The organism is Shewanella sp. 30m-14, from assembly GCF_052977125.1.
Genome location: NZ_JBRILW010000041.1, coordinates 1 through 24,784, shown reverse-complemented (window position 1 = coordinate 24,784; position 24,784 = coordinate 1). Strand labels below are relative to the sequence as shown.

Annotated in this window: 26 protein-coding genes; 18 read left to right on the top strand and 8 right to left on the bottom strand. The window is 44.9% G+C overall.

Annotated features, from left to right (window positions below; translation table 11 throughout):
- Nucleotides 1-60: 60 nt before the first annotated feature.
- Nucleotides 61-921, bottom strand: a complete 861-nt coding sequence (gene hslO, locus ACVBIU_RS20035) for an Hsp33 family molecular chaperone HslO (RefSeq protein ID WP_447164606.1) — start codon at nt 919-921, stop codon at nt 61-63.
- Nucleotides 922-960: 39 nt separating this feature from the next.
- The gene (gene hslR / locus ACVBIU_RS20030) at nt 961-1,359 is read right to left on the bottom strand and encodes a ribosome-associated heat shock protein Hsp15 (protein WP_447161077.1); all 399 of its coding nucleotides are present in this window, start codon (nt 1,357-1,359) and stop codon (nt 961-963) included.
- A 268-nt stretch (nt 1,360-1,627) separates the two neighbouring features.
- Here hslR and gspC point away from each other — a divergent pair, with 268 nt between their 5' ends.
- The 12 genes from gspC to ACVBIU_RS19970 all read left to right on the top strand — a co-directional run bounded on the left by gspC (nt 1,628) and on the right by ACVBIU_RS19970 (nt 13,206).
- Nucleotides 1,628-2,545 carry a type II secretion system protein GspC gene (gene gspC / locus ACVBIU_RS20025; protein ID WP_447164599.1) on the top strand — a complete coding sequence of 306 codons (918 nt, stop codon included), beginning with the start codon at nt 1,628-1,630 and terminating at the stop codon, nt 2,543-2,545.
- Nucleotides 2,546-2,628: 83 nt separating this feature from the next.
- Nucleotides 2,629-4,779: a type II secretion system secretin GspD gene (gspD, locus tag ACVBIU_RS20020; RefSeq protein WP_447161079.1), complete on the top strand. Its 2,151-nt coding sequence runs from the start codon at nt 2,629-2,631 to the stop codon at nt 4,777-4,779.
- On the top strand, nt 4,772-6,340 hold the full coding sequence (gspE, locus tag ACVBIU_RS20015; RefSeq protein ID WP_447161080.1) for a type II secretion system ATPase GspE: 1,569 nt from the start codon (nt 4,772-4,774) through the stop codon (nt 6,338-6,340). The genes gspD and gspE overlap by 8 nt, the downstream gene beginning before the upstream one ends.
- Before the next feature lie 3 nt (nt 6,341-6,343).
- Nucleotides 6,344-7,567 carry a type II secretion system inner membrane protein GspF gene (gspF, locus tag ACVBIU_RS20010; protein WP_447161081.1) on the top strand — a complete coding sequence of 408 codons (1,224 nt, stop codon included), beginning with the start codon at nt 6,344-6,346 and terminating at the stop codon, nt 7,565-7,567.
- Between the two features lie 67 nt (nt 7,568-7,634).
- The gene (gene gspG, locus ACVBIU_RS20005; protein ID WP_447161082.1) at nt 7,635-8,069 is read left to right on the top strand and encodes a type II secretion system major pseudopilin GspG; all 435 of its coding nucleotides are present in this window, start codon (nt 7,635-7,637) and stop codon (nt 8,067-8,069) included.
- A 1-nt stretch (nt 8,070) separates the two neighbouring features.
- The gene (gspH, locus tag ACVBIU_RS20000) at nt 8,071-8,664 is read left to right on the top strand and encodes a type II secretion system minor pseudopilin GspH (RefSeq protein WP_447164600.1); all 594 of its coding nucleotides are present in this window, start codon (nt 8,071-8,073) and stop codon (nt 8,662-8,664) included.
- A gap of 5 nt (nt 8,665-8,669) precedes the next feature.
- Nucleotides 8,670-9,038: a type II secretion system minor pseudopilin GspI gene (gene gspI / locus ACVBIU_RS19995; protein WP_447161105.1), complete on the top strand. Its 369-nt coding sequence runs from the start codon at nt 8,670-8,672 to the stop codon at nt 9,036-9,038.
- Complete coding sequence (gspJ, locus tag ACVBIU_RS19990; protein ID WP_447161084.1) at nt 9,019-9,738, top strand: type II secretion system minor pseudopilin GspJ; 720 nt, start codon at nt 9,019-9,021, stop codon at nt 9,736-9,738. Before gspI ends, gspJ begins: the two co-directional genes overlap by 20 nt.
- A gap of 2 nt (nt 9,739-9,740) precedes the next feature.
- Complete coding sequence (gene gspK, locus ACVBIU_RS19985; protein WP_447161085.1) at nt 9,741-10,721, top strand: type II secretion system minor pseudopilin GspK; 981 nt, start codon at nt 9,741-9,743, stop codon at nt 10,719-10,721.
- A gap of 45 nt (nt 10,722-10,766) precedes the next feature.
- Entirely contained in the window at nt 10,767-11,960 is a 1,194-nt protein-coding gene (gene gspL, locus ACVBIU_RS19980; protein WP_447161086.1) for a type II secretion system protein GspL, read from the top strand.
- A gap of 1 nt (nt 11,961) precedes the next feature.
- On the top strand, nt 11,962-12,438 hold the full coding sequence (locus ACVBIU_RS19975; protein WP_447161087.1) for a type II secretion system protein M: 477 nt from the start codon (nt 11,962-11,964) through the stop codon (nt 12,436-12,438).
- A gap of 9 nt (nt 12,439-12,447) precedes the next feature.
- Nucleotides 12,448-13,206, top strand: coding sequence for a type II secretion system protein N (locus ACVBIU_RS19970; RefSeq protein WP_447161088.1), 759 nt, complete (start codon nt 12,448-12,450; stop codon nt 13,204-13,206).
- A 107-nt stretch (nt 13,207-13,313) separates the two neighbouring features.
- Here the strand turns inward: ACVBIU_RS19970 and yrfG are convergent, their stop codons facing one another.
- Nucleotides 13,314-13,982, bottom strand: coding sequence for a GMP/IMP nucleotidase (gene yrfG / locus ACVBIU_RS19965; RefSeq protein WP_447161089.1), 669 nt, complete (start codon nt 13,980-13,982; stop codon nt 13,314-13,316).
- Nucleotides 13,983-14,080: 98 nt separating this feature from the next.
- Between yrfG and nudE the strand changes: the two genes are divergently transcribed.
- Genes nudE through ACVBIU_RS19945 form a run of 4 tightly spaced genes read left to right on the top strand, consistent with a single transcriptional unit; the run spans nt 14,081 to nt 17,651 of the window.
- Nucleotides 14,081-14,635: an ADP compounds hydrolase NudE gene (gene nudE, locus ACVBIU_RS19960; protein WP_447161090.1), complete on the top strand. Its 555-nt coding sequence runs from the start codon at nt 14,081-14,083 to the stop codon at nt 14,633-14,635.
- 43 nt (nt 14,636-14,678) lie between these two features.
- Nucleotides 14,679-15,491, top strand: coding sequence for a 3'(2'),5'-bisphosphate nucleotidase CysQ (cysQ, locus tag ACVBIU_RS19955; protein WP_447161091.1), 813 nt, complete (start codon nt 14,679-14,681; stop codon nt 15,489-15,491).
- Entirely contained in the window at nt 15,484-15,951 is a 468-nt protein-coding gene (locus ACVBIU_RS19950) for a GNAT family N-acetyltransferase (RefSeq protein ID WP_447164601.1), read from the top strand. Before cysQ ends, ACVBIU_RS19950 begins: the two co-directional genes overlap by 8 nt.
- Nucleotides 15,951-17,651 (top strand): MFS transporter, encoded by a 1,701-nt coding sequence (locus tag ACVBIU_RS19945; protein ID WP_447164602.1) that lies wholly within the window; start codon nt 15,951-15,953, stop codon nt 17,649-17,651. The genes ACVBIU_RS19950 and ACVBIU_RS19945 overlap by 1 nt, the downstream gene beginning before the upstream one ends.
- 8 nt (nt 17,652-17,659) lie before the next feature.
- On the opposite strand, the gene mnmH is transcribed toward ACVBIU_RS19945, so the two are convergent.
- The 3 genes from mnmH to ACVBIU_RS19930 all read right to left on the bottom strand — a co-directional run bounded on the left by mnmH (nt 17,660) and on the right by ACVBIU_RS19930 (nt 21,096).
- The gene (gene mnmH, locus ACVBIU_RS19940) at nt 17,660-18,757 is read right to left on the bottom strand and encodes a tRNA 2-selenouridine(34) synthase MnmH (protein ID WP_447164603.1); all 1,098 of its coding nucleotides are present in this window, start codon (nt 18,755-18,757) and stop codon (nt 17,660-17,662) included.
- Nucleotides 18,757-19,797: a selenide, water dikinase SelD gene (gene selD / locus ACVBIU_RS19935; protein WP_447161095.1), complete on the bottom strand. Its 1,041-nt coding sequence runs from the start codon at nt 19,795-19,797 to the stop codon at nt 18,757-18,759. The genes mnmH and selD overlap by 1 nt, the downstream gene beginning before the upstream one ends.
- Nucleotides 19,798-19,989: 192 nt before the next feature.
- Nucleotides 19,990-21,096: an acyl-CoA desaturase gene (locus ACVBIU_RS19930; protein ID WP_447164604.1), complete on the bottom strand. Its 1,107-nt coding sequence runs from the start codon at nt 21,094-21,096 to the stop codon at nt 19,990-19,992.
- A 140-nt stretch (nt 21,097-21,236) separates the two neighbouring features.
- Between ACVBIU_RS19930 and fabR the strand changes: the two genes are divergently transcribed.
- Nucleotides 21,237-21,851, top strand: a complete 615-nt coding sequence (gene fabR, locus ACVBIU_RS19925; RefSeq protein ID WP_447161097.1) for an HTH-type transcriptional repressor FabR — start codon at nt 21,237-21,239, stop codon at nt 21,849-21,851.
- Nucleotides 21,852-21,925: 74 nt separating this feature from the next.
- Here fabR and trmA read toward each other — a convergent pair whose 3' ends face one another.
- Nucleotides 21,926-23,023, bottom strand: a complete 1,098-nt coding sequence (gene trmA, locus ACVBIU_RS19920; protein WP_447164605.1) for a tRNA (uridine(54)-C5)-methyltransferase TrmA — start codon at nt 23,021-23,023, stop codon at nt 21,926-21,928.
- Between the two features lie 192 nt (nt 23,024-23,215).
- On the opposite strand from trmA, the gene murI reads away from it, so the two are divergent.
- Entirely contained in the window at nt 23,216-24,022 is an 807-nt protein-coding gene (gene murI, locus ACVBIU_RS19915) for a glutamate racemase (protein ID WP_447161099.1), read from the top strand.
- A 12-nt stretch (nt 24,023-24,034) separates the two neighbouring features.
- On the opposite strand, the gene ACVBIU_RS19910 is transcribed toward murI, so the two are convergent.
- The gene (locus ACVBIU_RS19910) at nt 24,035-24,490 is read right to left on the bottom strand and encodes an RNA recognition motif domain-containing protein (protein ID WP_447161100.1); all 456 of its coding nucleotides are present in this window, start codon (nt 24,488-24,490) and stop codon (nt 24,035-24,037) included.
- Between the last annotated feature and the right edge of the window lie 294 nt (nt 24,491-24,784).

Genomic DNA, 24,784 nt, shown 5'->3' with positions numbered 1-24,784 from the left:
AAAAAAGGCGCTCTTAGAGCACCTTTAATTGGTTGTTTAAACGCGTAAGCTCAACGGTATTTATTGAGTGATATTGCTACTTTGAGCGTCGGCAAAGATGGCTTCAACATCAATAGAGTCAAAGATATATTTGCTGTTACAGTATTCACAGCCCATTTCAATTTGACCTTCTTCAGCAAGAATAGAGTCGACCTCTTCTTTTGCTACTGTGCGAATGGCTTTTGCACTGCGCTCTTTTGAACAGGTACATTTGAATGTCACAGCGACAGGTTCAAATAAACGGACTTCTTCTTCGTGATATAAGCGATGCAATATCTCTTCCGCTTCAAGCGTAAACATCTCTTCTTGTTTAACGGTTTCAGTCAGTATTGATAAGTGCTCAAATTCTTCGTTGTGATTGCCATCAGTTGGCAATACTTGCAGGAATATACCCGCAGCTTGCTTAGTGTCGGCAAATAGCTTGATTTTGGTTGGTAGCTGCTCAGATTGTTCGAAATAACCTTCTAAACATTGCGCTAGGGTTTCTTTATCTAGCGCGACAACACCTTGATAACGCTCACCGTCATCAGGCGTTAGTGTGATAACCATATAGCCTTTACCAAACATCTGCTGCAGATTAGCATTGTCGCTAATCTCGCCGTTCCAACGTGATACGCCGCGAAGCTGTTGTAGGTTATTACCGTTGATTACCGCTAACGATACTGGGCCGTCACCTTGCAGTTGGATGCTGATATCACCACTAAACTTTAAGGTCGCGGTTAGTAATGACGTTGACGCCATTAGCTCGCCCAATAGCATTTGGATAGCTAGTGGGTATTCATGCGCTGCAAGTACTTCTTGGTAGCTGCTTTCTAGCTGTACCAATTCGCCGCGTACGCTAGCGTTTTCAAATAGGTAACGATTTAGGTTGTCTTTGTTCATCTGTTCGTTCATCTGTTCGTTCATTTCGTTTTCCAATTTTTAGCTTTCTTTAAAGCGCATAATCTGGCGACGTTGTTTCTTATCCGGCTTCTGTTCGGGAGCGGGATTATTAAGAATATTTAAACGTCTCTGCTCAGCATAGGTTTCTCGCTTGGCTATGCTTTGCGGTGTTTCTTCATAAAGGGTTTGTGCTATCGACCCTTTTTGGCGGTGTTCTGACAATTTGACTATGACAATCTCTTTTTCGTCATAGCCTTGTCGTAATCTAATGGTGGCGCCAAGTTCTGCGTATTTGCTCGATTTTGCTCGCTGACCGTTATAGTGTACTTTACCACCATTAATCATCTCTTTTGAGATGGCGCGCGTTTTATAAAAGCGTGCGGCCCAGAGCCATTTATCAAGCCTTACTTTAATTGCTTGTTGCTCGTCGTCATTCATGAGCGACTCCAGTGAGAAATTAACTATTATAAAGTAGGGTGAGCTCACAAGCTCAGCAGGAATATACAAATCTTTACTGTCTGGCTGGTAAAATAGTGGCAGGCTTCACACCCTTTTTAGGCGCGTAAAGTTAGCATATCCGGTCAATTATCGCCAACATTGCTGCAGTTATGGTCTTGTTGCTAAAAGCAGTGTAGGTTAGCATGAGTCAGGATTTACTAAATTATTATAATCAGAACAGAGACCTGTACAGAGGGTCCACATAAATATGGATTTATTAGATAAGTTTTTAACCAAAGCGGCTGGTGTGCCTCAAAAGCCCGTCAGCACGGCGGTATTTAGCATTGGGCTTTTGATAGCTCTTTACTTATTAGCGCAAATCACATGGAAATTAGTACCTGAGAACTCAGCGAGCACGCGCTGGGTACCTACCCCTGTGGCAAGCAATGCTAGCGGCCAAGTCAATATTCTTGGTCTGCAACAACTCTCCCTTTTTGGTCAGCCTGATGCAGCGGGTGCCAAGCCTAAAGCCGCTCCGGTTGAAGAAATTATTACCGATGCCCCTAAAACATCACTTTCTATTCAGCTGACTGGTGTCGTGGCCTCGACGACTGAAAAGAAAGGGTTAGCGGTTATCGCCTCTAGTGGTAGTCAAGACACTTACGGCTTAGGTGACAAGATTAAAGGGACTTCAGCCTCACTCAAAGAGGTGTATGCCGACCGCATTATTATTACCAATAGTGGTCGTTACGAGACCTTGATGCTAGACGGTTTGGATTACGATACCAACGGCGCAGCGAATCAACAGTTGCAAAAAGCCAAGAGTGCATCTAAAGGTAAAACTATCGATAATCGCAATAATCGCACGGTAGCTGCTGAATTGAGTCAATCCAGAGAAGCCATTTTGGCCGATCCGGGTAAGATAACCGACTATTTATCAATTTCGCCAGTGAAGAGCGCTGGAGAGCTGAGTGGGTATAGGCTTAATCCGGGTAAAGATCGAGAACTGTTTAAGCAGGCTGGTTTTAAAGCCAATGATTTAGCCAAATCAATTAATGGCTATGACTTGACTGATATGGGGCAGGCGCTAGAAGTGATGGCGCAGTTACCTGAAATGACAGAAGTCGCCTTAATGGTTGAGCGAGATGGTCAGTTAGTCGAAATTATGTTTAGTCTGCCAGAGTAATCTTGGCCGAAGATAACAATAGAATTTGCAGTAATACAAAATTTTAGTTTGCCGCAACGAAAGGGTTTAGGGGAAGTATAACAATGAATAATAAGCGGATTAGACGCAGACTAATCGCCGGTATGGTGATGGGGGCTTCTTTATTGGCGCCTCAACTTGCTTGGTCTGAGCAATATGCGGCTAACTTTAAAGGCACTGATATTCAAGAGTTTATCAATATTGTTGGTAAAAACTTGGACCGGACAATTATTGTCGACCCTACCGTTCGTGGCAAAATAAACGTTCGTAGTTACGATCTACTTACTGACGAACAATACTACCAATTCTTTCTCAATGTATTGCAAGTCTATGGTTATGCGGTTGTCGAAATGGACAACAACATTATCAAGGTGATTAAAGATAAAGATGCTAAGACGGCTGCTATCCGTGTTGCCGATGATAATGCACCAGGACTCGGCGACGAGATGGTGACGCGTATTGTCGCCCTTTATAACACCGAAGCTAAGCAGCTTGCCCCTTTGCTTAGGCAGCTTAACGATAATGCCGGTGGCGGTAACGTTGTTAACTACGATCCTTCAAACGTATTGATGCTTTCTGGCCGTGCGGCTGTGGTGAATAAGTTAGTCGAAATTGTTCGTCGTGTTGATAAGCAAGGTGACACCGCTGTTGAAGTGGTAAAACTGGAATTCGCATCAGCGGGTGAAATTGTTCGTATCATCGATACCCTTTATCGCTCTACTGCAAACCAAGCACAGATGCCGGGTCAGGCGCCAAAAGTTGTAGCGGACGAGCGTATCAATGCCGTCGTCGTGAGTGGCGATGAAAAAAGCCGTGAGCGTGTGGTTAAACTCATTAAAAAACTGGATGCTGAACAAGCAAACAGTGGCAACACTAAGGTGCGTTACTTACGTTACGCTAATGCAGAAGACTTAGTTGAAGTGCTAACGGGCTTTGCTGAGCAGCTTGTTGATGACAAGGGCGCGCCTCAAGGCGGTGGCAGTAAGCGTCGTAACGAAATCAATATTATGGCGCATGCCGATACCAATGCTTTGGTGATCAGTGCCGAGCCAGATCAGATGCGCACCATTGAAAGCGTCATCAATCAGCTCGATATTCGCCGCGCACAGGTGCTCGTTGAAGCGATTATCGTTGAGGTCGGAGAAGGCGATGATGTTGGCTTTGGCATTCAGTGGGCGACAGAAGCTGGCGGTGGAACTCAGTTTAATAACTTAGGTCCTACCATTGGTGAAATTGGTGCAGGTATTTGGCAGGCGCAAGGGGAAGAGGGATCAACCGTTTGTGACGGCACTATTTGTACCGAGAACCCAGATACCCGAGGCGACATCACTTTACTTGCGCAAGCACTGGGTAAGGTCAACGGTATGGCGTGGGGTGTGGCGATGGGCGACTTTGGCGCCTTGATCCAAGCCGTTTCAAGCGATACTAAGTCAAATGTATTGGCAACACCTTCAATTACCACGCTTGATAACCAAGAAGCCTCATTTATCGTCGGTGATGAAGTGCCTATTCTTACCGGTAGCCAAAACTCCAGTAATGGTAACAGCAACCCATTCCAAACCGTTGAACGTAAAGAGGTGGGCGTTAAGCTTAAAGTGGTACCACAAATCAACGAAGGAACCTCGGTTAAGCTAACGATTGAACAGGAAGTGTCTGGCATAAATGGTAAAACCGGTGTCGACGTGACGTTTGCTACTCGCCGTTTAACGACAACCGTGATGGCAGATTCTGGCCAAATTGTGGTGCTTGGTGGTTTGATTAAAGAAGAAGTACAAGAGTCGGTGCAAAAGGTACCATTCCTGGGCGATCTTCCTATTATTGGTCATCTGTTTAAGTCGTCTTCTAGCGGTAAGAAAAAAACCAACTTGATGGTATTTATTAAGCCAACGATTATTCGTGACGGTATCACTATGGAAGGTATTGCTGGGCGTAAGTACAACTACTTCCGCGCATTGCAGCTTGAGCAGCAAGAGCGTGGCGTTAACTTAATGCCAAATACCGATGTGCCTATTCTCGAAGAGTGGGATCAAGAAGCGTATCTACCCGATGATGTTAACGAAGTACTAAATCGTTACAAAGCAGGTAAAGGCTTAGACACTAAGATGCGTCAAACCGACCCGACACTTAAGAGCATCTCTGATAGTAAAGACGCTGATAGCGGCAAACAAACTACCGATGCTGAAACCGTGACAGATAAAGAATCCGCAGATGAGTGAGAGTCAAATTCAAGCCGATGAAGATCTAGCAAAAGTGTCTAACGAGCTTGGGCTAGTATCTGAACAAGAGGCCGATCTGGTCTTTCATTCAAATAGCAAAGAGCGTTTGCCATTTGCCTTCGCACACCGTTTTAAAGTGGCATTGGCGACTGATGAAGGTGAATTATCGCTATATCATGCGCAAAGCACACCGTTGAGCGCCTTGCTTGAGGTGCGCCGTTATTGCGGTAAAGAGTTACCGCTTATTCAGCTTGAAGATGCTGCGTTTGAGTCGCGTTTAACTCAAGTTTATCAGGCTAACTCCTCTGAAGCGCAACAGATGATGGAAGATATTGGCAATGAGATGGATCTATTCACTCTTGCCGAAGAGTTGCCACAAACTGAAGACTTGTTAGAGGGCGATGATGATGCGCCGATTATTAAGTTAATTAACGCATTGTTATCTGAGGCTATCAAAGAAGAAGCGTCAGATATTCATATCGAAACCTACGAGAAGCAGTTAATTGTACGCTTCCGTGTTGACGGTATTTTGAAAGAAGTCCTCAAGCCGAATCGTAAACTTTCATCTTTGTTAGTATCGCGTATTAAAGTGATGGCGCGTCTAGATATTGCAGAGAAGCGCGTACCACAAGATGGGCGTATTTCACTGCGTATTGCTGGCCGTGCGGTAGACGTACGTGTATCTACTATGCCATCAAGTCATGGTGAGCGAGTGGTGTTGCGTCTTCTCGACAAAAATGCCGGTAATTTAGATTTAGAGCAGCTGGGTATGACGGAGTCTGTGCGTCATAAGTTTGATGAACTTATTCGTAGACCACATGGCATTATTTTGGTGACCGGTCCAACGGGTTCGGGTAAAAGTACCACGCTGTACGCAGGTCTGACTGAACTTAATTCAAAAGACACCAACATTCTTACGGTTGAAGACCCAATAGAATATGAGCTTGAAGGCATTGGTCAAACTCAAGTTAACACTAAAGTGGATATGACCTTCGCCCGTGGCTTACGTGCTATTTTGCGTCAAGATCCTGATGTGGTGATGATTGGTGAAATCCGAGATCTTGAAACCGCGCAGATTGCCGTTCAGGCATCGCTAACAGGCCATATGGTTATCTCAACCTTGCATACCAATACTGCATCGGGCGCGATTACCCGTTTGCAAGATATGGGTGTAGAGCCTTTCCTGGTTTCTTCAAGTTTACTCGGCGTACTCGCTCAGCGTCTTATTCGTACTCTGTGCCCAAGCTGTAAAGAGGCGCACATACCAGATGATCGTGAAAGAGAGTTGTTAGGTATTACCGGTGACGATACACGGGTTATTTTCCGTGCCAAGGGATGTTTGGCATGTGGTCACAATGGCTACCGTGGCCGTACGGGTATTCATGAGTTATTAACTGTCGATGATACCGTACGTGAACTTATCCATACTGGTCGAGGCGAGCTCGCTATCGAGAAACACATTCGTCAATCAGTGCCGAGCATTCGTCATGACGGTATGAGTAAAGTGCTTGCGGGTAAAACGACCCTTGAAGAAGTGCTGCGTGTCACTCGAGAGGAGTAAGCGATGCCAGCATTTGAATACAAAGCATTAGATAAAACCGGTAAACAGCAAAAGGGTGTGGTCGAGGCCGATACGGCAAGACATGCCCGAACGCAGTTAAGAGAACAGCGCTTAATGCCACTGGAAATTACCCCGGTGGTAGACAAAGAGAGTAAAGCCAAATCAGCAGGCTTAAGCTTTTTAAAGCGTGGTATCTCTACGGCAGAGCTGGCACTCATTACTCGCCAAATTGCCACCTTGGTAGCAGCAGGCTTACCCGTTGAAGAAGCGTTAAAAGCGGTGGGTCAACAGTGTGAAAAAGACCGCTTAGCTAGCATGATTATGGCAGTTCGCTCGCGAGTGGTAGAGGGTTATAGCCTCGCTGACTCGATGGCAGAATTTCCGCATATTTTTGATGAGCTATATCGCGCTATGGTCGCGTCTGGCGAAAAGTCGGGCCATTTAGAAGTGGTTTTGAATCGCCTTGCTGACTACACCGAGCGTCGTCAACAGCTCAAAAGTAAAATGACCCAGGCGATGATTTATCCTATCGTGCTGACCGTGGTCGCCATCGGTGTTATTGCCATCTTGCTTGCAGCGGTTGTTCCGCAGGTTGTTGGTCAGTTTGAACATATGGGGCAAGAGTTACCTTGGACGACCGAGCTATTGATTGCATCGTCTGACTTTATCCGAGATTACGGACTGGTTGTATTGGTCGCGATTGTTGGCCTGTTCTTTATTGCTAAACGTTTGCTGGTCTCCCCTAAAAATCGCATGAAATACGACAGTATGTTGCTGCGTTTACCAGTGATCAGCAAAGTGAGTAAGAGTCTTAACACGGCGCGTTTTGCGCGAACCTTAAGTATTTTGACCGCAAGTTCAGTGCCTCTGCTTGATGCAATGCGCATTGCCAGTGACGTGCTGGTCAATGTTAAGGTTAAAACGGCTGTTGAGGATGCGACCCTACGGGTTCGAGAAGGTACAAGTTTGGGCACGGCGCTTGCCAATACCAAACTTTTTCCGCCCATGATGCTCTATATGATTACCTCAGGTGAAAAAAGTGGCCAGCTTGAGCAGATGCTTGAGCGTGCTGCCGATAACCAAGACCGAGAGTTTGAGTCCAATGTGACTATCGCTTTAGGGGTGTTCGAACCTATGTTAGTTGTTAGCATGGCTGCTGTGGTTCTATTTATTGTTCTTGCTATTCTTCAGCCAATTTTAGCGCTGAATAATATGATTAGTGGTTAATACTCACTGTTAGTGGCAACTCGCTTGTCACTGAAGTTGTGAGTTTTTTAGTTTAAGGAATTTGTTAATGCAAACACGTAATAAGCAACAAGGTTTTACCCTATTAGAAGTGATGGTGGTGATTGTTATTCTAGGTATTTTGGCCTCTATGGTGGTACCTAATTTGATGGGTAACAAAGATAAAGCTGACCAGCAGAAAGCGGTTTCAGATATTGTTGCATTAGAAAATGCCTTGGACATGTACAAGTTGGATAACAGTGTGTACCCAACGACTGAACAAGGTCTTGAAGCATTAGTGCAAAAGCCAACAATTTCTCCAGAGCCACGTAACTACCGTGCAGACGGTTATGTTAAGCGTCTACCACAAGATCCATGGCGCAATGACTACCTGCTATTGAGCCCAGGTGAAAACGGTAAGTTAGATATCTTCAGTACGGGACCAGACGGTCAAGCCGGTACAGAAGATGATATCGGTAACTGGAATCTGCAAAATTTCCAATAAAATGAACACGCCGCGAGTTAACCTAGCGCGCCAAACGGGCTTCACCTTAATGGAGGTGTTGCTCGTTGTTTTGCTTATGGGGCTTGCTGCGACTGCAGTCACCTTAGGCATGGGTGGTGCCAGCAAAGAAAAAGCGCTGGAGCGAACCGCGCTGCAGTTCATGATGTCCACTGAAATGGTGCTAGATGAAACCGTCCTAAGCGGTCATTTCATCGGTATTGTTATAGAAGACACCGGTTACAAATATGTCTATTACGATGAAGGAAAGTGGAAGCCATTAGCGCAAGACAGGTTGCTTGCTGAGCGTGAGATGGAGCCAGGTGTTGAATTGGTTTTAGTGCTCGATGGCTTGCCTTTAGTGCAAGAAGATGAAGAGCAAGACTCTTGGTTTGATGAACCACTTATTGAAAAGTCTGAAGACGACAAAAAGAAGTTCCCTGAGCCACAAATCTTACTATTTCCCAGTGGTGAGATGAGCGCATTTGAGCTGTCTTTTGTGAGTGAAGATGAGATGAAGCAAGATATCGAGGTGGTGGTGTTTGGTGATGCCCTCGGACGCTTGCGAATGGGCTTTGAAGATGAAGAAGTCTTATGACTAGGTTGAATAAGCAAAAAGGCATGACCTTGCTAGAGGTGATTGTCGCTTTAGCAGTGTTTTCCATTGCTGCAGTATCAATCACTAAAAGCCTAGGCGAACAGATCGCCAATATGCCTATTTTAGAAGAACGCACCATGGCGCAATGGGTGGCTCATAACCAGATGGTTGATGCCAGACTCGAGACTAAGTTTCCCGAAATTGGTCGCAAAGACGGTCAAGTAGAGTTAGCCAATCAAGACTGGTATTGGCGTAAAGAGGTCGTTAAAACGACCGATGATAATTTTAGAATGATCCGTATAAGTATCAGCGATGATGAACGATTTTCGCGAACCATCGCTGAAGTGAGCAGTTATGTGCTTAAAGCAGATTAAAACTCAGCGGGGCTTTACCTTGCTAGAGATGCTCATCGCCATCGCTATTTTTGCGATGCTAGGTTTGGCTGCCAATACTGTGTTGAGTACCGTGATGAAAAACGATACCGCAACCAGAGAGTTTGCCACCAAGTTAAAGGCGATGCAGCAAGGTTTTGGGGTGATTGAACGCGATCTAAACCAAATGGTAGCGCGAACACCAAGATTGCTTGAGGGTGGGCGAGGTACAACGGTTTTCCAGACCGGCAGCAATATGCTCGACTCGGAATCTGAGTCGTTGGTATTTTTTCGCTTAGGTTGGTTAAATCCTGATGGCTTATTGCCAAGAGGAAGTTTGCAGTCGGTCGCTTATGTGGTGATTGACGGGCAACTACAGCGTTGGTATTACCCTTATCCAGAGCCTGAAATTGGCGCCGAGCCGATTAAAACCGTGATTATGGATAAGGTCATTTCAGTTGAATACGCCTTTTTCGCAGATGATAAGTGGGAGCGTAAGACCGACGCAACTAAATTACCCAAAGCGATCGCAATGGAAATTGAATTTGAAGATATTGGTAAAGTTCAACGTAAATTCTTAGTGCCGACGGGAGCGCTTGCTGGAAGTAATGACGACACTAGCAATGCTGGTAACGATCAATCGGTACCCGATGGCAACCGAGATAATGGTAAAGAGCAAGATGGCAAAGGGCCGGGTGAATAAGCATGCGCAATAAACAAGGTGGCGTGGCCCTTATCGTTGTGCTCTTGATTGTGGCCATGGTTGCGATTATTGCTACCAATATTACCTCTCGTAATCAGCTGTCGGTTAGGCGCACATTGAACATGGCGCAGTATGACCAAGCTTTTTGGTATGCGATTTCCGCTGAAGAGATCGCAAAAAAGGTACTGAAACAAGACTTAGAAGATTCAGACACGGTAAATTTACAGCAGTACTGGGCATTGGCTGATGTGATATTTCCAGCAGAAAAGGGCGAAATAGCCGGTAAAATTAGCGATATGCGATCTTGTTTTAACGTTAACTCGTTATCTGCGCCTAGTGAGAAAGTTGAGAATGGTCAACCTAAAATGCCACTCCCCGCGGTGCAATTTAAAGGTTTGCTGGTCGCGCTGGGAATGGACGAATTCGCTGCGGAGCGATTAGCACAGACGGCTAAAGACTATATCGATGAAGATCAGACGGCAGGGCCATATGGCGCAGAAGATGCCGAGTATGAGTCACGTAATGTGCCTTATCGAGCAGCGAATACCTTGATGAGTCATAAGAGTGAGCTGCGAGCTGTGATGGGCTTTACCCAGGATATTTACCTTAAACTTGCACCTTACGTATGTGCGATCCCGGGCAATACGACGCAGGTTTTGAACGTCAATACCGTCCCTGTAGAGCAAGCAGCGTTAATCGCAGGTATGTTAGATAATAAAATTTCCGTTGGTGAGGCTGAAAGTATTATCAATCAGCGACCGCTCGATGGCTACGATAAGATTGATGAGTTTTGGGAAAATTCTTCAATCGCGTCTTTAGCTGGTGATGCCAAACTCAAATCGAGTTTTGGGGTAACGAGTAAGTACTTTTTGCTCGAAGCTGGGGCCAAAGTGGATACCGCTGTATTTAGATTAGAAAGCGTGCTGTACGGCGACAGTAAAAAATTAGAAGTGTTATCCCGCCAATTTGGTGGGCAAAAATAACAACAGTCCTTTAATAACGTTAAAGAGACGCGTGGAGATAACTCAGTGAGTGAAAGACTATTTATCCGTTTAGGACAAACTGCCGAGCAGCCTTGCTCTTGGCTTGTTTGGTCTGAGCAGGAACAAGAAATTATAGGTTCTGGCGAGCTTAGCGATGCCAGTGCACTATCGACTCTTACTGAAAGAGCAGGTAATCGTGCGGTTGACGTATTAGTGCCTGCCTCAAGCATTACATTGACGCAAGTTGAGCTGCCAGAAAAAAGTCAGCGCCAAGCGGTAAAGGCATTGCCTTTTATGCTAGAAGAGAACCTTGCTCAAAATGTTGATGAGTTGCACTTTGTGACGGGGCCGCGAGAGGGTGATGCCTTAAGTATCGCTGTTGTCGCACACGAACAGATGCAAGCTTGGATAGAGTGGCTTAGTGATGCAGGGCTGAAGGCTAAATGTATCGTACCAGATTGCTTGGCTTTGCCATTGGCTGAGTGTGACTGGGCTGCGATGAGTTTTGGCAAAGAGGTTTTAGTGCGTACCGGTGAAGGTAGCGGAGTCAGTTTGAGCCAAAGCTGGCTTGATGTGGCCTTGCCGCAACTGCTGAGCGCAACGAACAGCACACCAGTGTCTGTTGCGGGTTATACCGAACTGCAATTCGCGGGCACCGACGTCAAAGTTCAGCCGCTAGACCTGCCTATGTTAGTACTGGCTAGAGGTATTTTGAATGCGCCGATGAACCTACTTTCTGGCGTTTATAAGCCAAAGAAAGAGTATGGTAAACATCTAACGTTATGGCGTAATACAGCGATCGCATTTATTGTGATTATTGTTTTGGCATTAGTGAATAAAGGCCTCAATATTCATCAAATGAATAGCGATGCCGATGCACTGCAGGTGCAAAGCGAGCAGATTTATAAGCAAGTGGTGCCTGGTAGCTCGCGTGTAGTGAACTTGCGTTCGCAGATGGAAAGCTATGTACGTACCCTTCAAGGTGGTGGCAGTGGTAGCGAATTCTTTGTCATGCTAAGCGGTATGAAAGATGCGTTTGCGCAAGTACCAGAGCTTAAGCCGACAACATTGCGCTTTGACAGTAACCGCAATGAAATTCGCATGCAGGTCACAGCCAAGAACTATGAGCAGATTGAAAAGTTTAAAGAGATCATTGCGCGTTCTTACAAGCTTGATGGTGGTGCGATGAATAGCGGTGAATCTCAAGTCACCAGCACCTTAACCATAAGGAGCAAATAAGATGGAAAACTTTAAAGCTTGGTGGGGTGGGTTAGTACTACGCGAGCAGCAGATGGTTGCAGCTTGTGGTGTGGTATTGGTCATCGGTATTTTGTATTGGGGTGTATGGACCCCTATCGCTAATGCGGAAGCTGAAGCAGAGCGTAGGCTAGAGGGCCAACAAAGCACGCTAAACTACGTTAAGCAAACCGCCAACCGTATTGCAGGGCTGAAGCAAAGCGGCAGTAGTAACGCATTTAGAGGTAGCTTGAGTGCGGCGGTTAACCAAACCGCTAGTGCATTTGGACTCACCATTACTCGAATGCAGCCACAAGGAAATAAAATTCAAGTGTGGATGGATGAAGTGCCTTTCGATACCTTGCTAAATTATTTGAATGAATTGGTACAGAAAAAGGGATTATCGTTAGAAAGTTTAGACTTAGCCGAGTCTGACACCCCAGGTTACGTTAATGTTCGTCGTATTCAGCTGTCCAAGTAAGGTGTTGTAGTGAAATTAGCAAAAAAGATCGCACTGGGCTTTGTAGTCTACTTAGTATTTTTAGTGGTGCTATTTCCGGCCAGTGTTGCTGTAAAGCTGGCCCCCTTGCCAAAAGATGTAGCTATTAGTGGGGTGTCTGGCACGATTTGGGCGGGCAGTCTTGCAACGCTGAGTGTGCAAAAACGCCAGGTGGAAATGATAACGTGGGACCTGAATATTTGGTCGTTGCTAACGGGAACCGTTAAGGCCGATGTGGTGATTGGTAGCCGTGCAAGTGCGGTTAACGGTAAAGGTACCATAGCTTATTCAATGTCAGGACTCGACGCCTCAGGCTTAAGATTTGAAGCGCCAAGCAGCTTTTTGTTAGGACGCACTAACTTACCTTTTAGAACTAAAGTTAACGGCGACTTAAGTGTACTGGTCGACAACTTTGAGCAAGGTTTGCCTTGGTGCGAACAGCTATCGGGTAAGTTGTTTTTAAACCAAGTGAATGTCACTAACCAGTTTGGTAAATATCCATTGGGTGATATTGCGCTAGGCCTAGCCTGTCTCGATGGTAAAATTGAATTGACCACTGATGAGAAGCTAAATGGGTTAGGTTTGGACGGTACAATTGTACTGGCGGATCAAAAAATGGTGCAAGTGAACGCCAAAATTCGCGAAGTGAATACCCAGCCGGATGACTTGAAAAAGGCGCTATCTTTCTTAGGCAAGAAGGACAGCCAAGGTTACTACCCGATCACTTATCAAGGTCGCTTACCTATTTAGTTCAACTATTTTGTTAATAGTAAAAGGCGCCTAATTGGCGCCTTTTCTGTTTTCAGCCCTAAACCACCTAGTTCAAAAGGTGGACTTTTTACTGTTCTGTTTCTATTTTACGATTGCTTAAGCAGCTCATCTAGCAAGTGGTGATAATCTTCAATGGCAGGGAAATCATCGAATACCTTATTGGGTTTTTGGCTATCAGGGTTAGATATTCCTAGTTGGTAACCCACACCCGCCAGTTTTGCTGCTTTTAATATGGTTTCGTTATCATCGATAAACAGGCAGCGACTAGGCTGTAAATTAAACTGTTTAAATAGATGCTGCCAAAATAATGGATGTTCTTTCGGGTAACCAGTTTCATGGCTGGAGAGCATACTGTCGAGCCCTAAGGCTAAATCGGTATGCTCTAGTTTTAAGCCTAAATTCTTTGGGTGGGCGTTAGTGACCAAAATACGCTGTTTTCCGGCGTGTTTAAGCGCATCTAAAAAAGGCATGCTGTCTTGGCGTAGCTGGATCCGTTCAGCTAAAGTGCGGTGCAGCGACATAATATCCAGCCCCATCTGCTGCTCCCAATAGTCGAGGCAGTACCAGTTTAAGGTTCCCTCTACATTGGTGTAGCACTGCTCAACCCAGTCGCTGGCTTCTTTAATAGAGATATTTCGCTGTTCACTGAGTACCTTAGGGATCAGCTGTAGCCAAAAATGATTGTCGAAATGCAGGTCCAGTAAAGTCCCATCCATATCGAGTAAAACGGTATCAATTTCGTTCCATGGAAACATAGTTACGCGATCCTAGAAAATTCATGTTGTAGATTGGGTGAACAATAGTAAGATTATACTGAATTAAATGACAAGTCGGCAGCGGCACTGGGATGTGTATGACTAAAAAGAATGAGAAACCGGAAATTTTGCACGCTGAAATCGTAGCTAGAAGTCGACTGTTTCAAATTGAACAGGTGCACTTGCGGTTTTCTAATCAAGTTGAGCGCCAATATGAACGCATGAAAGGTAATAATCGTGGAGCCGTGATGGTGGTCCCTGTGCTCAATGGCACGGAGTTATTACTCGGTCGAGAATATGCTGCAGGTACTCATAGCTATGAACTCGGGTTTCCTAAGGGCTTAATCGATCCCGGTGAAGAAGCCCATGAGGCTGCTAACCGCGAGCTTCAAGAAGAGATAGGTTACGGCGCGAGAAAGCTAACGCATTTAATGGAATTAAGCTTAGCGCCGGGTTATTTTGCCAGTAAGATGCAGATCTTTTTAGCTGAAGATCTTTATGAAAGTAGCCTAGAAGGTGATGAGCCTGAACCTATCGACATGGTTCCTTGGCCGTTAGCACAATGGCAAGATCTATTAAACGAAGAAGATTTTTCAGAATCGCGTAGCGTAAGTGCTTTATTTTTAGCGCAAAAACATCTACAACTAAGATAGTAAAAACAACGTAGGTCATGGGTATTAGGCTGTTGGAGTAGTTATGAAGCCAGAGAATTATGTAGATCAAGTCATTGAAATTGCAACGTTAGCAGGCCAGAAAATTCGTGATATTTATCAGAAAGGTGATTTCGAACGCGAGATTAAATCTGATAATACGCCAGTGACTTCTGCAGATCTCGCCGCCCATGAAATCATTACCAATGCGCTTAAAGCGCTGACGCCCGATATCCCCGTATTATCAGAAGAAGATGCCAATATTCCGTTCGCACAACGCTGTGACTGGCAACGCTACTGGTTAGTGGACCCATTGGATGGTACGGGAGAGTTTATAGCGGGCAGCGGTGATTTTTCGGTCATTATTGCGCTAGTTGAGCACAATCGTCCGATTTTGGGCGTAGTGTATGTGCCAATGACTGAAGTGTGTTATTACGGCATTGCAGGTTTAGGCTCCTACAAGCGTAAAGATGGCGCTGAAGTACGTATAACCAGTAAGCAGCTGAGTAAGGATGGTTCTGAATCATTACGCTTAGCGGTAAGTCGCCGCCAAGATCCACAATCAGTGATTAAGCTGTTTAATCACAATAAGCACTGTGAACTAGTGGTATTGGGTGGCGCAGCGCTTAAGAGTTGCCTCGTTGCAGAAGGCCGTGCAGATTGCTATGTGCGTATTGGACCAACGGGTGAGTGGGATACCGGCGCCGCGCAGATTATTGTCGAGGAAGCCGGTGGCCAGATCATGGATCTGAATCTACAACCGCTAACCTACAACGAGCGAGAAAGCTTAGAAAACCCTAATTTTATCGTGGTCGGTGCGCCAGCACTGGAGTGGGACCAAATCCTTATCAATGAATGATTCAACTCAGATTTCAATCGCGTGTAAGCAAGATCTTGCCGCGATTGATGCACTAGAACGCGAGTGTTTCGCCGGGCATTGCTACCCAGATTTTTTCTTCAGACAAGCACTAGACTGTTGGCCCAATGGTTTTTTGGTGGCAAAGGATGTCAACGCAAATATTGTTGGTTATCTATTGGCGTCGACGAGTGCTAAAGCGAGTGTTTGCTGGATCTTATCGGTTGCCGTCGCTGACAGCGCTCGCGGCCAAGGGGTTGGCACCAAACTCATCTCACTTCTGTTAGCGACATTGCCTAGAGAGGTTAATCAAATCAACCTGACAGTAGCGCCAGACAACCCGGCGAAAGCCTTGTATTTACGCTGTGGTTTTACCGAGCAAGCTTTTGAAGTCGATTATTTTGGTGAAGGTGAGCCTAGGTTACTAATGACATATCAAAAACCCGTTCACATCTCTGGCTGATGTTATTTAGCCGACGCTTCTTTCCTTACTTTGTGACTCAATGCTTAGGTGCATTGAATGACAACGTGTTTAAAAATGTACTGTTGCTCTTGGTGGCTTATTCGCAACTCGATGAGTTACCGATAGATGTAAATCTATTTGTAAACTTGGCTGCTGGTCTCTTTATCCTACCTTTTTTACTGTTTTCAGCCCATGCGGGGCAGATTGCCGATTATGTTGATAAGGCATTATTGATCCGCAGACTCAAGTTCCTAGAATTGATGATTATGACGGTGGCGATATTTGCCATTTTGAGCCATAGCTATTTAGTCATGTTGTTGCTGCTGTTTCTTACTGGCGTACAATCTGCCTATTTTGGTCCGGTGAAGTACTCTCTGCTTCCTAGAGTGCTAGATAGTGGTGAGTTAGTTTCTGGTAATGCATGGGTGGAGATGGGCACCTTTCTTGCGATCTTAATCGGTACTATTTCGGCAGGGCTTATTGTAGCGAGTCATAATGCGACTTATTGGGCTGCCGCCAGTGTGTTTATTTTGGCGCTGATTGGTATGCTTGCCAGTTGGTTCATTCCTAGCATTCCAGCGCACTCAGATATCAAGCCTCGTTTCTCGATTGTTTCAGCGACGATGGCGAATATCACAAAGGTGCGGAAAACGCCTGGGATCTGGACCGCTATTTTGGCGATTAGCTGGTTTTGGTTTGTGGGGGCAACGTATCTGACGCAGTTCCCTAATTTTGCGCGTATTACCTTGCATGCAGATCCCACCGTGGTGTCGTTACTATTAACGCTTTTCTCTATCGGTATTGGGGGCGGTTCTTTTGTATGCGAGCGTCTGTCTTACAGGCAAGTTGAACTGGGTATTATGCCGCTCGGTCTCGGGATCTTAGCTGTATTTGGTATCGACTTGTATTTTGCTCTGCCCAATAAGGTGTCACTCGATACTCTGTATCATCTTCAAGTTTTTATCGCTGATAGCGCTCATTACCGCTTGATGTTCGATCTATTTATGATTGGCGTCGGAGGTGGGTTATTCATTGTACCGCTTTACACCTATATTCAGGCGCGAGCAAAAGAGGGGGAGTGTGCTCAGGCGATAGCCAGTAATAATATTATCAACGCGTTATTTATGGTGAGCTCAGCAATTTTTTCCATGCTGGTGTTGAATGTATTGCAGTGGCCTATAGAGCGTCTGTTTCTGGTATTGGCAGCCTCTAATCTGGTGGTGCTACTGTTATTGCTTTGGCGTTGGCCTGAATTATTTTTACGTGTTGCTAGTTATTTTATCCGCAGAGTTAAGCATAAAACTCAGCTGCTAGATCCTGAGTTGCTTCATCAATCTTCCAGACTATTAGTGGTGACTAAGAGTCTATCTTGGCGTGACATATTGCTGATCTATGGGAGTTTTACCCATCCTATGTTGTTCGCACCAAGTTTATGTAAACAGATGAAGACGCATCGTTTTTTGGCCGGAATGATGTCTCGTTTATGTTGGCATGCGGGAGAGAATATGCAGCTCGATAGCCTAGTTTGTGTCGATCAAGGTACGCTAACCCAGTTAATAAACCACACTGATTTTGCAGACTTTAAGTTAGTTGCGGTAAAGACGGTGACAGATAACAGCTGTGGAAATAAGCTAACATTAGTAGTCACCCCACTTGCAGCTAATAGTGCTTATAACACCATGAGTGCGAGTGAGGTGTAAGTTTGGCGTTATTGGTTATCTAGCCACTGGTGCATAGCCTGATGATCACCCTTAAAGATAATTCGGTCGGCTTTTTTGTCGATTTGATATTGGTACATAGGGTCGTAGTATTTTACCAGTAGCATTTCAATCCACTCTAAGTGCGCACTGGTATCATTTTGACTCGTCTGAATAGTTAGCGCGTTAGTGATTATTGCTTGAAACTCATCATGCTGCTTGTTACCTAGGCGTTTTTTGATGCCGGTAATGCTCTGCGCTAGGTATTGGGCAAATGCCTCAAGGCCTTCTTCTTCACCCAGTCTTTGAATATAACCAGAATGCATCTTGTGCACGTATTCATTAAGAAGACGTGTCAGTCTTGCATCTAAAGATTCCTCTAGGACCAATACTCCAGCAGCTTGCATCCCTGCGTAAAAAGCTTGGGGCAAGGCTGAACGACCAATTAGGTAGCTCTCGTCTTCAAGTAGTAAATGCTTGGCATCACTGTCTTGGTGCTTTAATAGCGCGACAGCGAGTGCGTTCTCAAAGTTTATCTGGCTTGGTTGTGCTTCATGATAGCGACCAAAGCTAGAGCCACGATGGTGAGCAAGCCCTTCTAGATCGACGGCTTCTTTCCGCTTTAGTAGAAAATCTGTTTTACCACTACCGGTGATCCCACTAAGGATCCGCATTGGCTTCACGTTTGGCGCATCATCGATGGTTTCAATGAGAAACTGACGCATCGCTTTGTAACCCCCTTCGATAAAGGGGATATCTAGGCCTGCTTCTTTTAACCATTGTTGAGTTAACTGAGAACGGAGGCCGCCACGAAAGCAATAAAGGTAGCCACCTGGGTTCTTGCTGAAAAAGTCTAGCCAAGCATCGACTCTTTGCTGCTTTATGTCACCATGAACCAGTGAATGACCGAGTTTGATCGCAGCTTCTTGGCCACGTTCTTTATAGCAAGTACCCACCTTTTTACGCTCTTCATCCTCCATTAAAGGGTGATTAATACTGGCAGGAAAGGCACCTTTCTCAAACTCTACGGGTGCGCGCGCATCCATTATTGGATGATCGTTAACGAGTATTCGGCGATATTCGCTTGCACGCACTTTATTGAGTGACATTAAATAAGCTCCACGGTTGTAGCCGTATTCTTTTCAATTAACTGACCAATGCAAATGGGTTCAATACCATTTTCGGTAAGCAGATTTTTTAAGACCGCCTCGCCATCGGCAGCAACAGCAATAAGTAATCCGCCACTGGTTTGTGGGTCACAGATAATCGCTTTTTGCTCATCAGTGAGTGTCGGTAAGTGTTCACCGTAACTGTCGAAGTTTCTGTGAGTGCCGCCTGGAATGCAGCCTAACTCTAGGTAGTGGCGTGCATTAGGTAATAAAGGCAGTAAGCTCACGTCAATCTTGGCATGTAAGTCTGCACCATGACACATCTCTAGTAGATGGCCTGCTAACCCGAATCCCGTGACATCAGTTAGCGCGTTAACCTGCGGGATCTTAGCGATTTTAGGGCCAAGGATATTCAGCTGGCACATGGCTTCTGCCGCAGTATTTAAATCGGCATCCGCTAGCTTCTTCTGCTTCTGTGCTGTGGTCAAAATGCCAATACCTAAAGGCTTAGTCAGATAAAGTTTATCGCCCGCTTTTGCTGTATCGTTTTGCTTAAGCTCTTCTAGTGGGATTTGGCCGGTTACGGCTAGACCAAAAATAGGCTCCGGTGAATCGATACTATGGCCTCCGGCCAGCATGATACCTGCATCGGCGCAGGCTTTTCGGCCGCCATCAACGACCTTCTGTGCCACTTCTGCGGGTAGTTTATTCACTGGCCAGCCTAAAATCGCAATGGCCATCATAGGTGTGCCGCCCATGGCGTAGATATCACTGATGGCATTTGTCGCAGCGATACGACCAAATGTAAATGGGTCGTCGACTATCGGCATAAAGAAGTCAGTGGTACTGATAATGCCTGTGGTCTCATTTAACTTATAGACGGCGGCATCATCTCGGGTTTGGTTACCCACCAGTAGGTTAGGGTCGTCAAAAACAGGCAGTTGGGTGGCGAGTATCGTGCCGAGCACTTTGGGTGATATTTTGCAGCCGCAACCGGCGCCGTGACTATACTCGGTAAGTTTGATTTCTGAATCTGACATGAGCTTAAAACGCCCTGAAAATGGTAAGTAGCCGATCATAATAGACCCATAACCGAGGGACTTCAATCGACCTCAAGCACAAGTTGAGACTTGAACCTTATCCTGAAGGGCGATACTTGCTGTGTTTAGCAAAACGAGAGCCGTAAAAATAAAAAAAGCCGCATTGATAGCGGCTTTCTATTTGCATTGAATTTAGCTAAAGCTTGCAGTCAAACTGTGCCAGCTTTTTTGTTGCTGCTTAAAGCGTAACTTTAGTTCTTTTACTTGGTTAAGTAGTTGCTTATCAGCAAGCTGTTTACGCTTGGCTTCAATCAAGGTTTTCTTGGCGTCGTAATACTCTGCAAGGTGAGTTTTTAGTGTTTCGTATTCAGCTTGCAGTTTGTCGATGATCTCTTCGCTATTAGGCAAATGAGCCACCTTATTTTGAGTACGCTTTAGTTGCATTTGCAAACGGGCGTGTTCAATACGTTCCTGTGGTACAACGCGACGGTTTGTAGCTAAACCTATCGAGGCTAATCCGTTTATCAACCATTTAGTTGGATCGTATTGCCACCAGTGAATACCATTACGATAATCATTTTCGAAAATATGATGATAATTATGATAACCCTCACCGTAGGTTAGGATTGCTAAGAAGCCATTATCTCGAGCGGTGTTCTTATCGGTATAGGGTTGAGAACCCCAAATATGGGCTAACGAGTTAATGAAGAAGGTGCAGTGGTGTACAACCACTAAGCGCAGCAGTCCGGCTAACAATAACATGCCAAGGATATCGCCGTTCAGCCAACCCAATAAAATAGGTAAGCCAAAGTTCATTATAAGTAAGAGCGGTAGATAATACTTATGTTGCCACATCACGACTTTATCGTTTTGTAGATCGCGAACGTTTTTATAGTCATGGTAGCGTTGCGATTGGTATTCACGCAGCATCCAGCCAATATGGCTGTACCAAAATCCCATTTTTGCTGAATAGGGATCTTTATCGTTGTTATCTACATGCTTATGGTGCACTCGGTGGTCAGAAGACCAGTGTAAAGCACTATTTTGCAGGGCTAATGCGCCACCAAGAGCATACAGGAACCGTACCGAAGCATGAGCTTTATAAGTACGGTGTGACCAGAGTCTATGATAGCCGCCTGTGATTGACAGGCCACTTGCAAAAGCGAGGACCACGAAGGCGATCCATTCAATGGCATCAAAGCCATAAGCGATACCGTACCAAGGCACGAATATTACAGCGCAGGCAAATGTGATGGTAAATAGACTCACATTCATCCAGATGAGGGGAGGTTTTTTCATTATAGTTTTAAATCTCTTGTTGAGCGTACATCTGTACGCTAATTTAACTTGGATAGTGACATGGGTCAAGTTTGTAGATGCTGCGTTTTGTGTTAAAAAGCGGTATTATTTAAGGAATAATTTTCGTAAGTAGGTTCAACATGGGCATTAGAGCACAACAAAAAGAAAAGACTCGGCGAGCACTTGTCGATGCGGCGTTTAATCAATTAAGCGCCGAACGTAGCTTTTCTAGTCTGAGTCTGCGCGAAGTCGCCCGTGAGGCCAATATTGCTCCAACATCGTTTTATCGCCACTTTAAAGATATGAACGAGCTGGGTTTAACTATGGTAGATGAAGGTGGTTTAACCCTGAGGCAGATGATGCGTAAAGGGCGCCAACGTGCTGAAGCCGGTGGTAGCGTTATTCGCATTTCGGTTGAAACCTTCATGGAAGTACTAGAGTCCAATCCAAACGTATTTCGTATTTTACTGCACGAGCGTTCGGGGACATCAGCTCCTTTTAGAGGAGCGGTTGCCCGTGAAATAGAGCACTTCATTTCTGAGTTGACTCATTACACTGAAGCGACAGCTAATCGCTCGCCAGAATTAGCGCATGCGCAGGCTGAAGCGTTAGTGACTTTGGTATTTAATGCGGGGGCCGCAGCATTAGATATGAAGCGAGCAGATCGTAAGATATTAGCTGACAGATTAGTGATACAACTGCGTATGGTGGCGAAAGGTTCTGAGGCACTGCAAAATAAGAAAGAACAGAAATAATGCGTTAGTGACGTAAACAACAACGGCATCCTAGGGATGCCGTTGTTGTTTAGAGCAAGTGTGTCAGTTGAAGGTTATTTCTTTTCAAGAAAAACACCTGACTCCATATGGTCGGTATATGGGAACTGGTCAAACAGTGCAAAGCGAGTGATCTTATGGGTTTTACTCAGTTCAGCTAAGTTTTCGATTAAGGTATGTGGATTACACGAGATATAAACAATCCGCTCGTAACCTTGTACCAGTTTTACAGTGTCAGCGTCTAAGCCTGCACGCGGTGGGTCAACGAAAATGGTATTGCAGTTATAGCTGTCTAAATCGATACCTTCTAAACGTCTAAAGCTACGCTTCTTGGCCATCGCTTCAGTAAAGTCTTCAGCCGACATTCGGATAATCTGCAGGTTTTCGACCTGATTGGCCTGGATGTTGTATTGTGCAGACTCAACCGATGGCTTTGCCAGTTCAGTTGCAAGTACGCGATCGAAATTTTGTGCCAGCGCAATGGAAAAATTACCATTACCACAGTAAAGCTCTAGTAGATCGCCAGTACTGTTTTTAGTGACATCAATAGCCCATTCCAGCATCTTAACTGATACTTTACCATTAGGTTGAGTGAAGCTGTTTTCAATCTGATGGTACTGTAGTTGCTTACCAGCAACCATGAGAGACTCAATCACGTAGTCTTTATCGAAGATGATTTTTTGCTTACGTGCACGTCCGATTAAGTTAACGTTAAACTGAGTACTTAGCGTTTGCTTTAATATCTTAGCTTGCTGCTCCCATTCGCTATCTAGCTGCTTGTGATAAAGCAGAGATACTAAGATTTCACCGCTAAGGGTCGATAAGAAATCAATTTGGAATAAACGATGACGCAAAATAGTATTCGGCTTTAATAGCTCGACTAAGGCTGGCATCATTTTGTTGATAAGTTCGCTCGCAGGCAGGAACTGGTCGCAACGGACTTTACTATCAAGTTCCTTATCGAACATATAGTAGTAAAGATCTTCACCTTCATGCCAAACTCTAAACTCTGCACGCATACGGTAATGAGCTGGCTCTGAGCTGAATGCTTCTAGTTCTGGGGTATCAAAATCAGCAAATAACTGGGTTAACTTGACGCGCTTTGCTTCGAGTTGCACATCATAGGTTGTAGGATCCATTGCTGCTAAATTCATATCTTGATCACCGTTGGCATTAATTAGGGGCGGAATATTATACTAGATAGCTGGGATGTCCAGTTTCTGGCTTCCGATTTTATCTAGGTTGTGGGAAAATTCTAAAGCAATATAGCTAATCCTGCCGCAAGTGAGACATTACTGCAGGTTCATTTATATATATCGAAATATTTTTTATAGCGGAGAATGTTTGTGTCAGGACCTATTCTTATTTTTGACTCAGGGATTGGTGGTCTATCTATCTTTGATGAGATCAAAAAAGTATTACCCGACCAAGGCTATTGCTATCTATTCGATAATGCTCGCTTGCCTTACGGCGAACTTGAAGAGACGGTATTAATTAATGGCTGTGTAGATCTGATTTGTGAACAGGTAAAACGAACCGATGCAGTACTGGTTGTCGTTGCGTGTAACTCTGCCAGTACCTTAGTGTTGCCGGGATTAAGAGCTAGGCTCTCGATCCCTATCGTTGGGGTTGTACCAGCAATCAAACCAGCAGCGCAAATTTCAAAGGCTCACCATATAGGTTTGCTAGCGACCCCTGGTACGATTAAGCGTTCTTATACAAGAGAGTTAATTGAAGAGTTTGCCGGTGATTGTAAGGTCGACTTATTTGGGTCATCGGAACTTGTCATGTTGGCTGAAGCAAAACTAGCAGGCGAAACAGTTGACTTAATTAAGTTAGCGTCACAGCTTAAACCGATTCAATTATCGAATTTAGATACCTTAGTCTTAGGTTGCACACATTTCCCAATCTTAGCAGCTGAAATTCAGTCGGTGCTAGGTAAAGGAGTTACTTTGCTTGATTCAGGTAAAGCTGTAGCACAAAGGGTGCGTTACTTATTAAGTGAAGTCGATAGTGGTGATGCTGCAGAGCAACAAGATAAGGTGTGGGAGGCAATCTATACAACTGAAGATATAGCGGTAGGGCTAACAACCCGATTAGCTGAAAAAGGATTCACTACAATAGTGTCACGCTCTTCAACTAATCTAGGTTAGCTATAACACCTGTTATGCGTTGTCGCTCTTATCTGAATCTTGTGATTTAGCTTCGCGCACTTTCAATGTTCTTTCTTGGAAGTCGAACTCATTAAGTTTAGTCATGGCTTTCTTAGCACCAGCCTCTGACATTTCAATGAATCCAAATCCTTTACGGCGCCCTGTTTTACGATCGCGAACTAAGCGAACAGAGTTTACTGGGCCGAATTCGCCGAATAACGCCTTTACTTCACCCTCATGTACTCTATAAGGAAGGTTACCTACATATAGTGTCATAGTCGGACCGCTATATGGTTCGTTGCTGTCAGTTGTTGAGGCAGGCGTTTTAGATTGAAGAGAAAAAATAACGCTCGCGATGATGGCACCAGTAAAGAAAGCAATGGCACCGTTTAGATCGGGTGCGATCTGAAAAATAGCGAGTGCACCTATAATGGCTACGGCCAAGACGATCAAGAATGACTTCTGCATAAATATAATCTCTAAAGAATAAATGAATTGATAACTAACTGTTAATAACCTGACTATGGTAATGAATTATTAGCCAATACTCTAGTGTGTTGCTGAAAAAATGAACTTTATCTGCAAGCTAGTGCAAAATTGGTGCAGATTTAAACAGCGAAAGCGTGATAAATGAGCGATAAATCGTGCGTTGTTGAAAAGATAAGCATGCGAACAAGTTCTTTATAAAAAGCACTTGCGCTCTTTTCGAATCTCCCTATAATGCGACCCCACTGACACGGTGAAGCAGGCAACTAGCCAAGC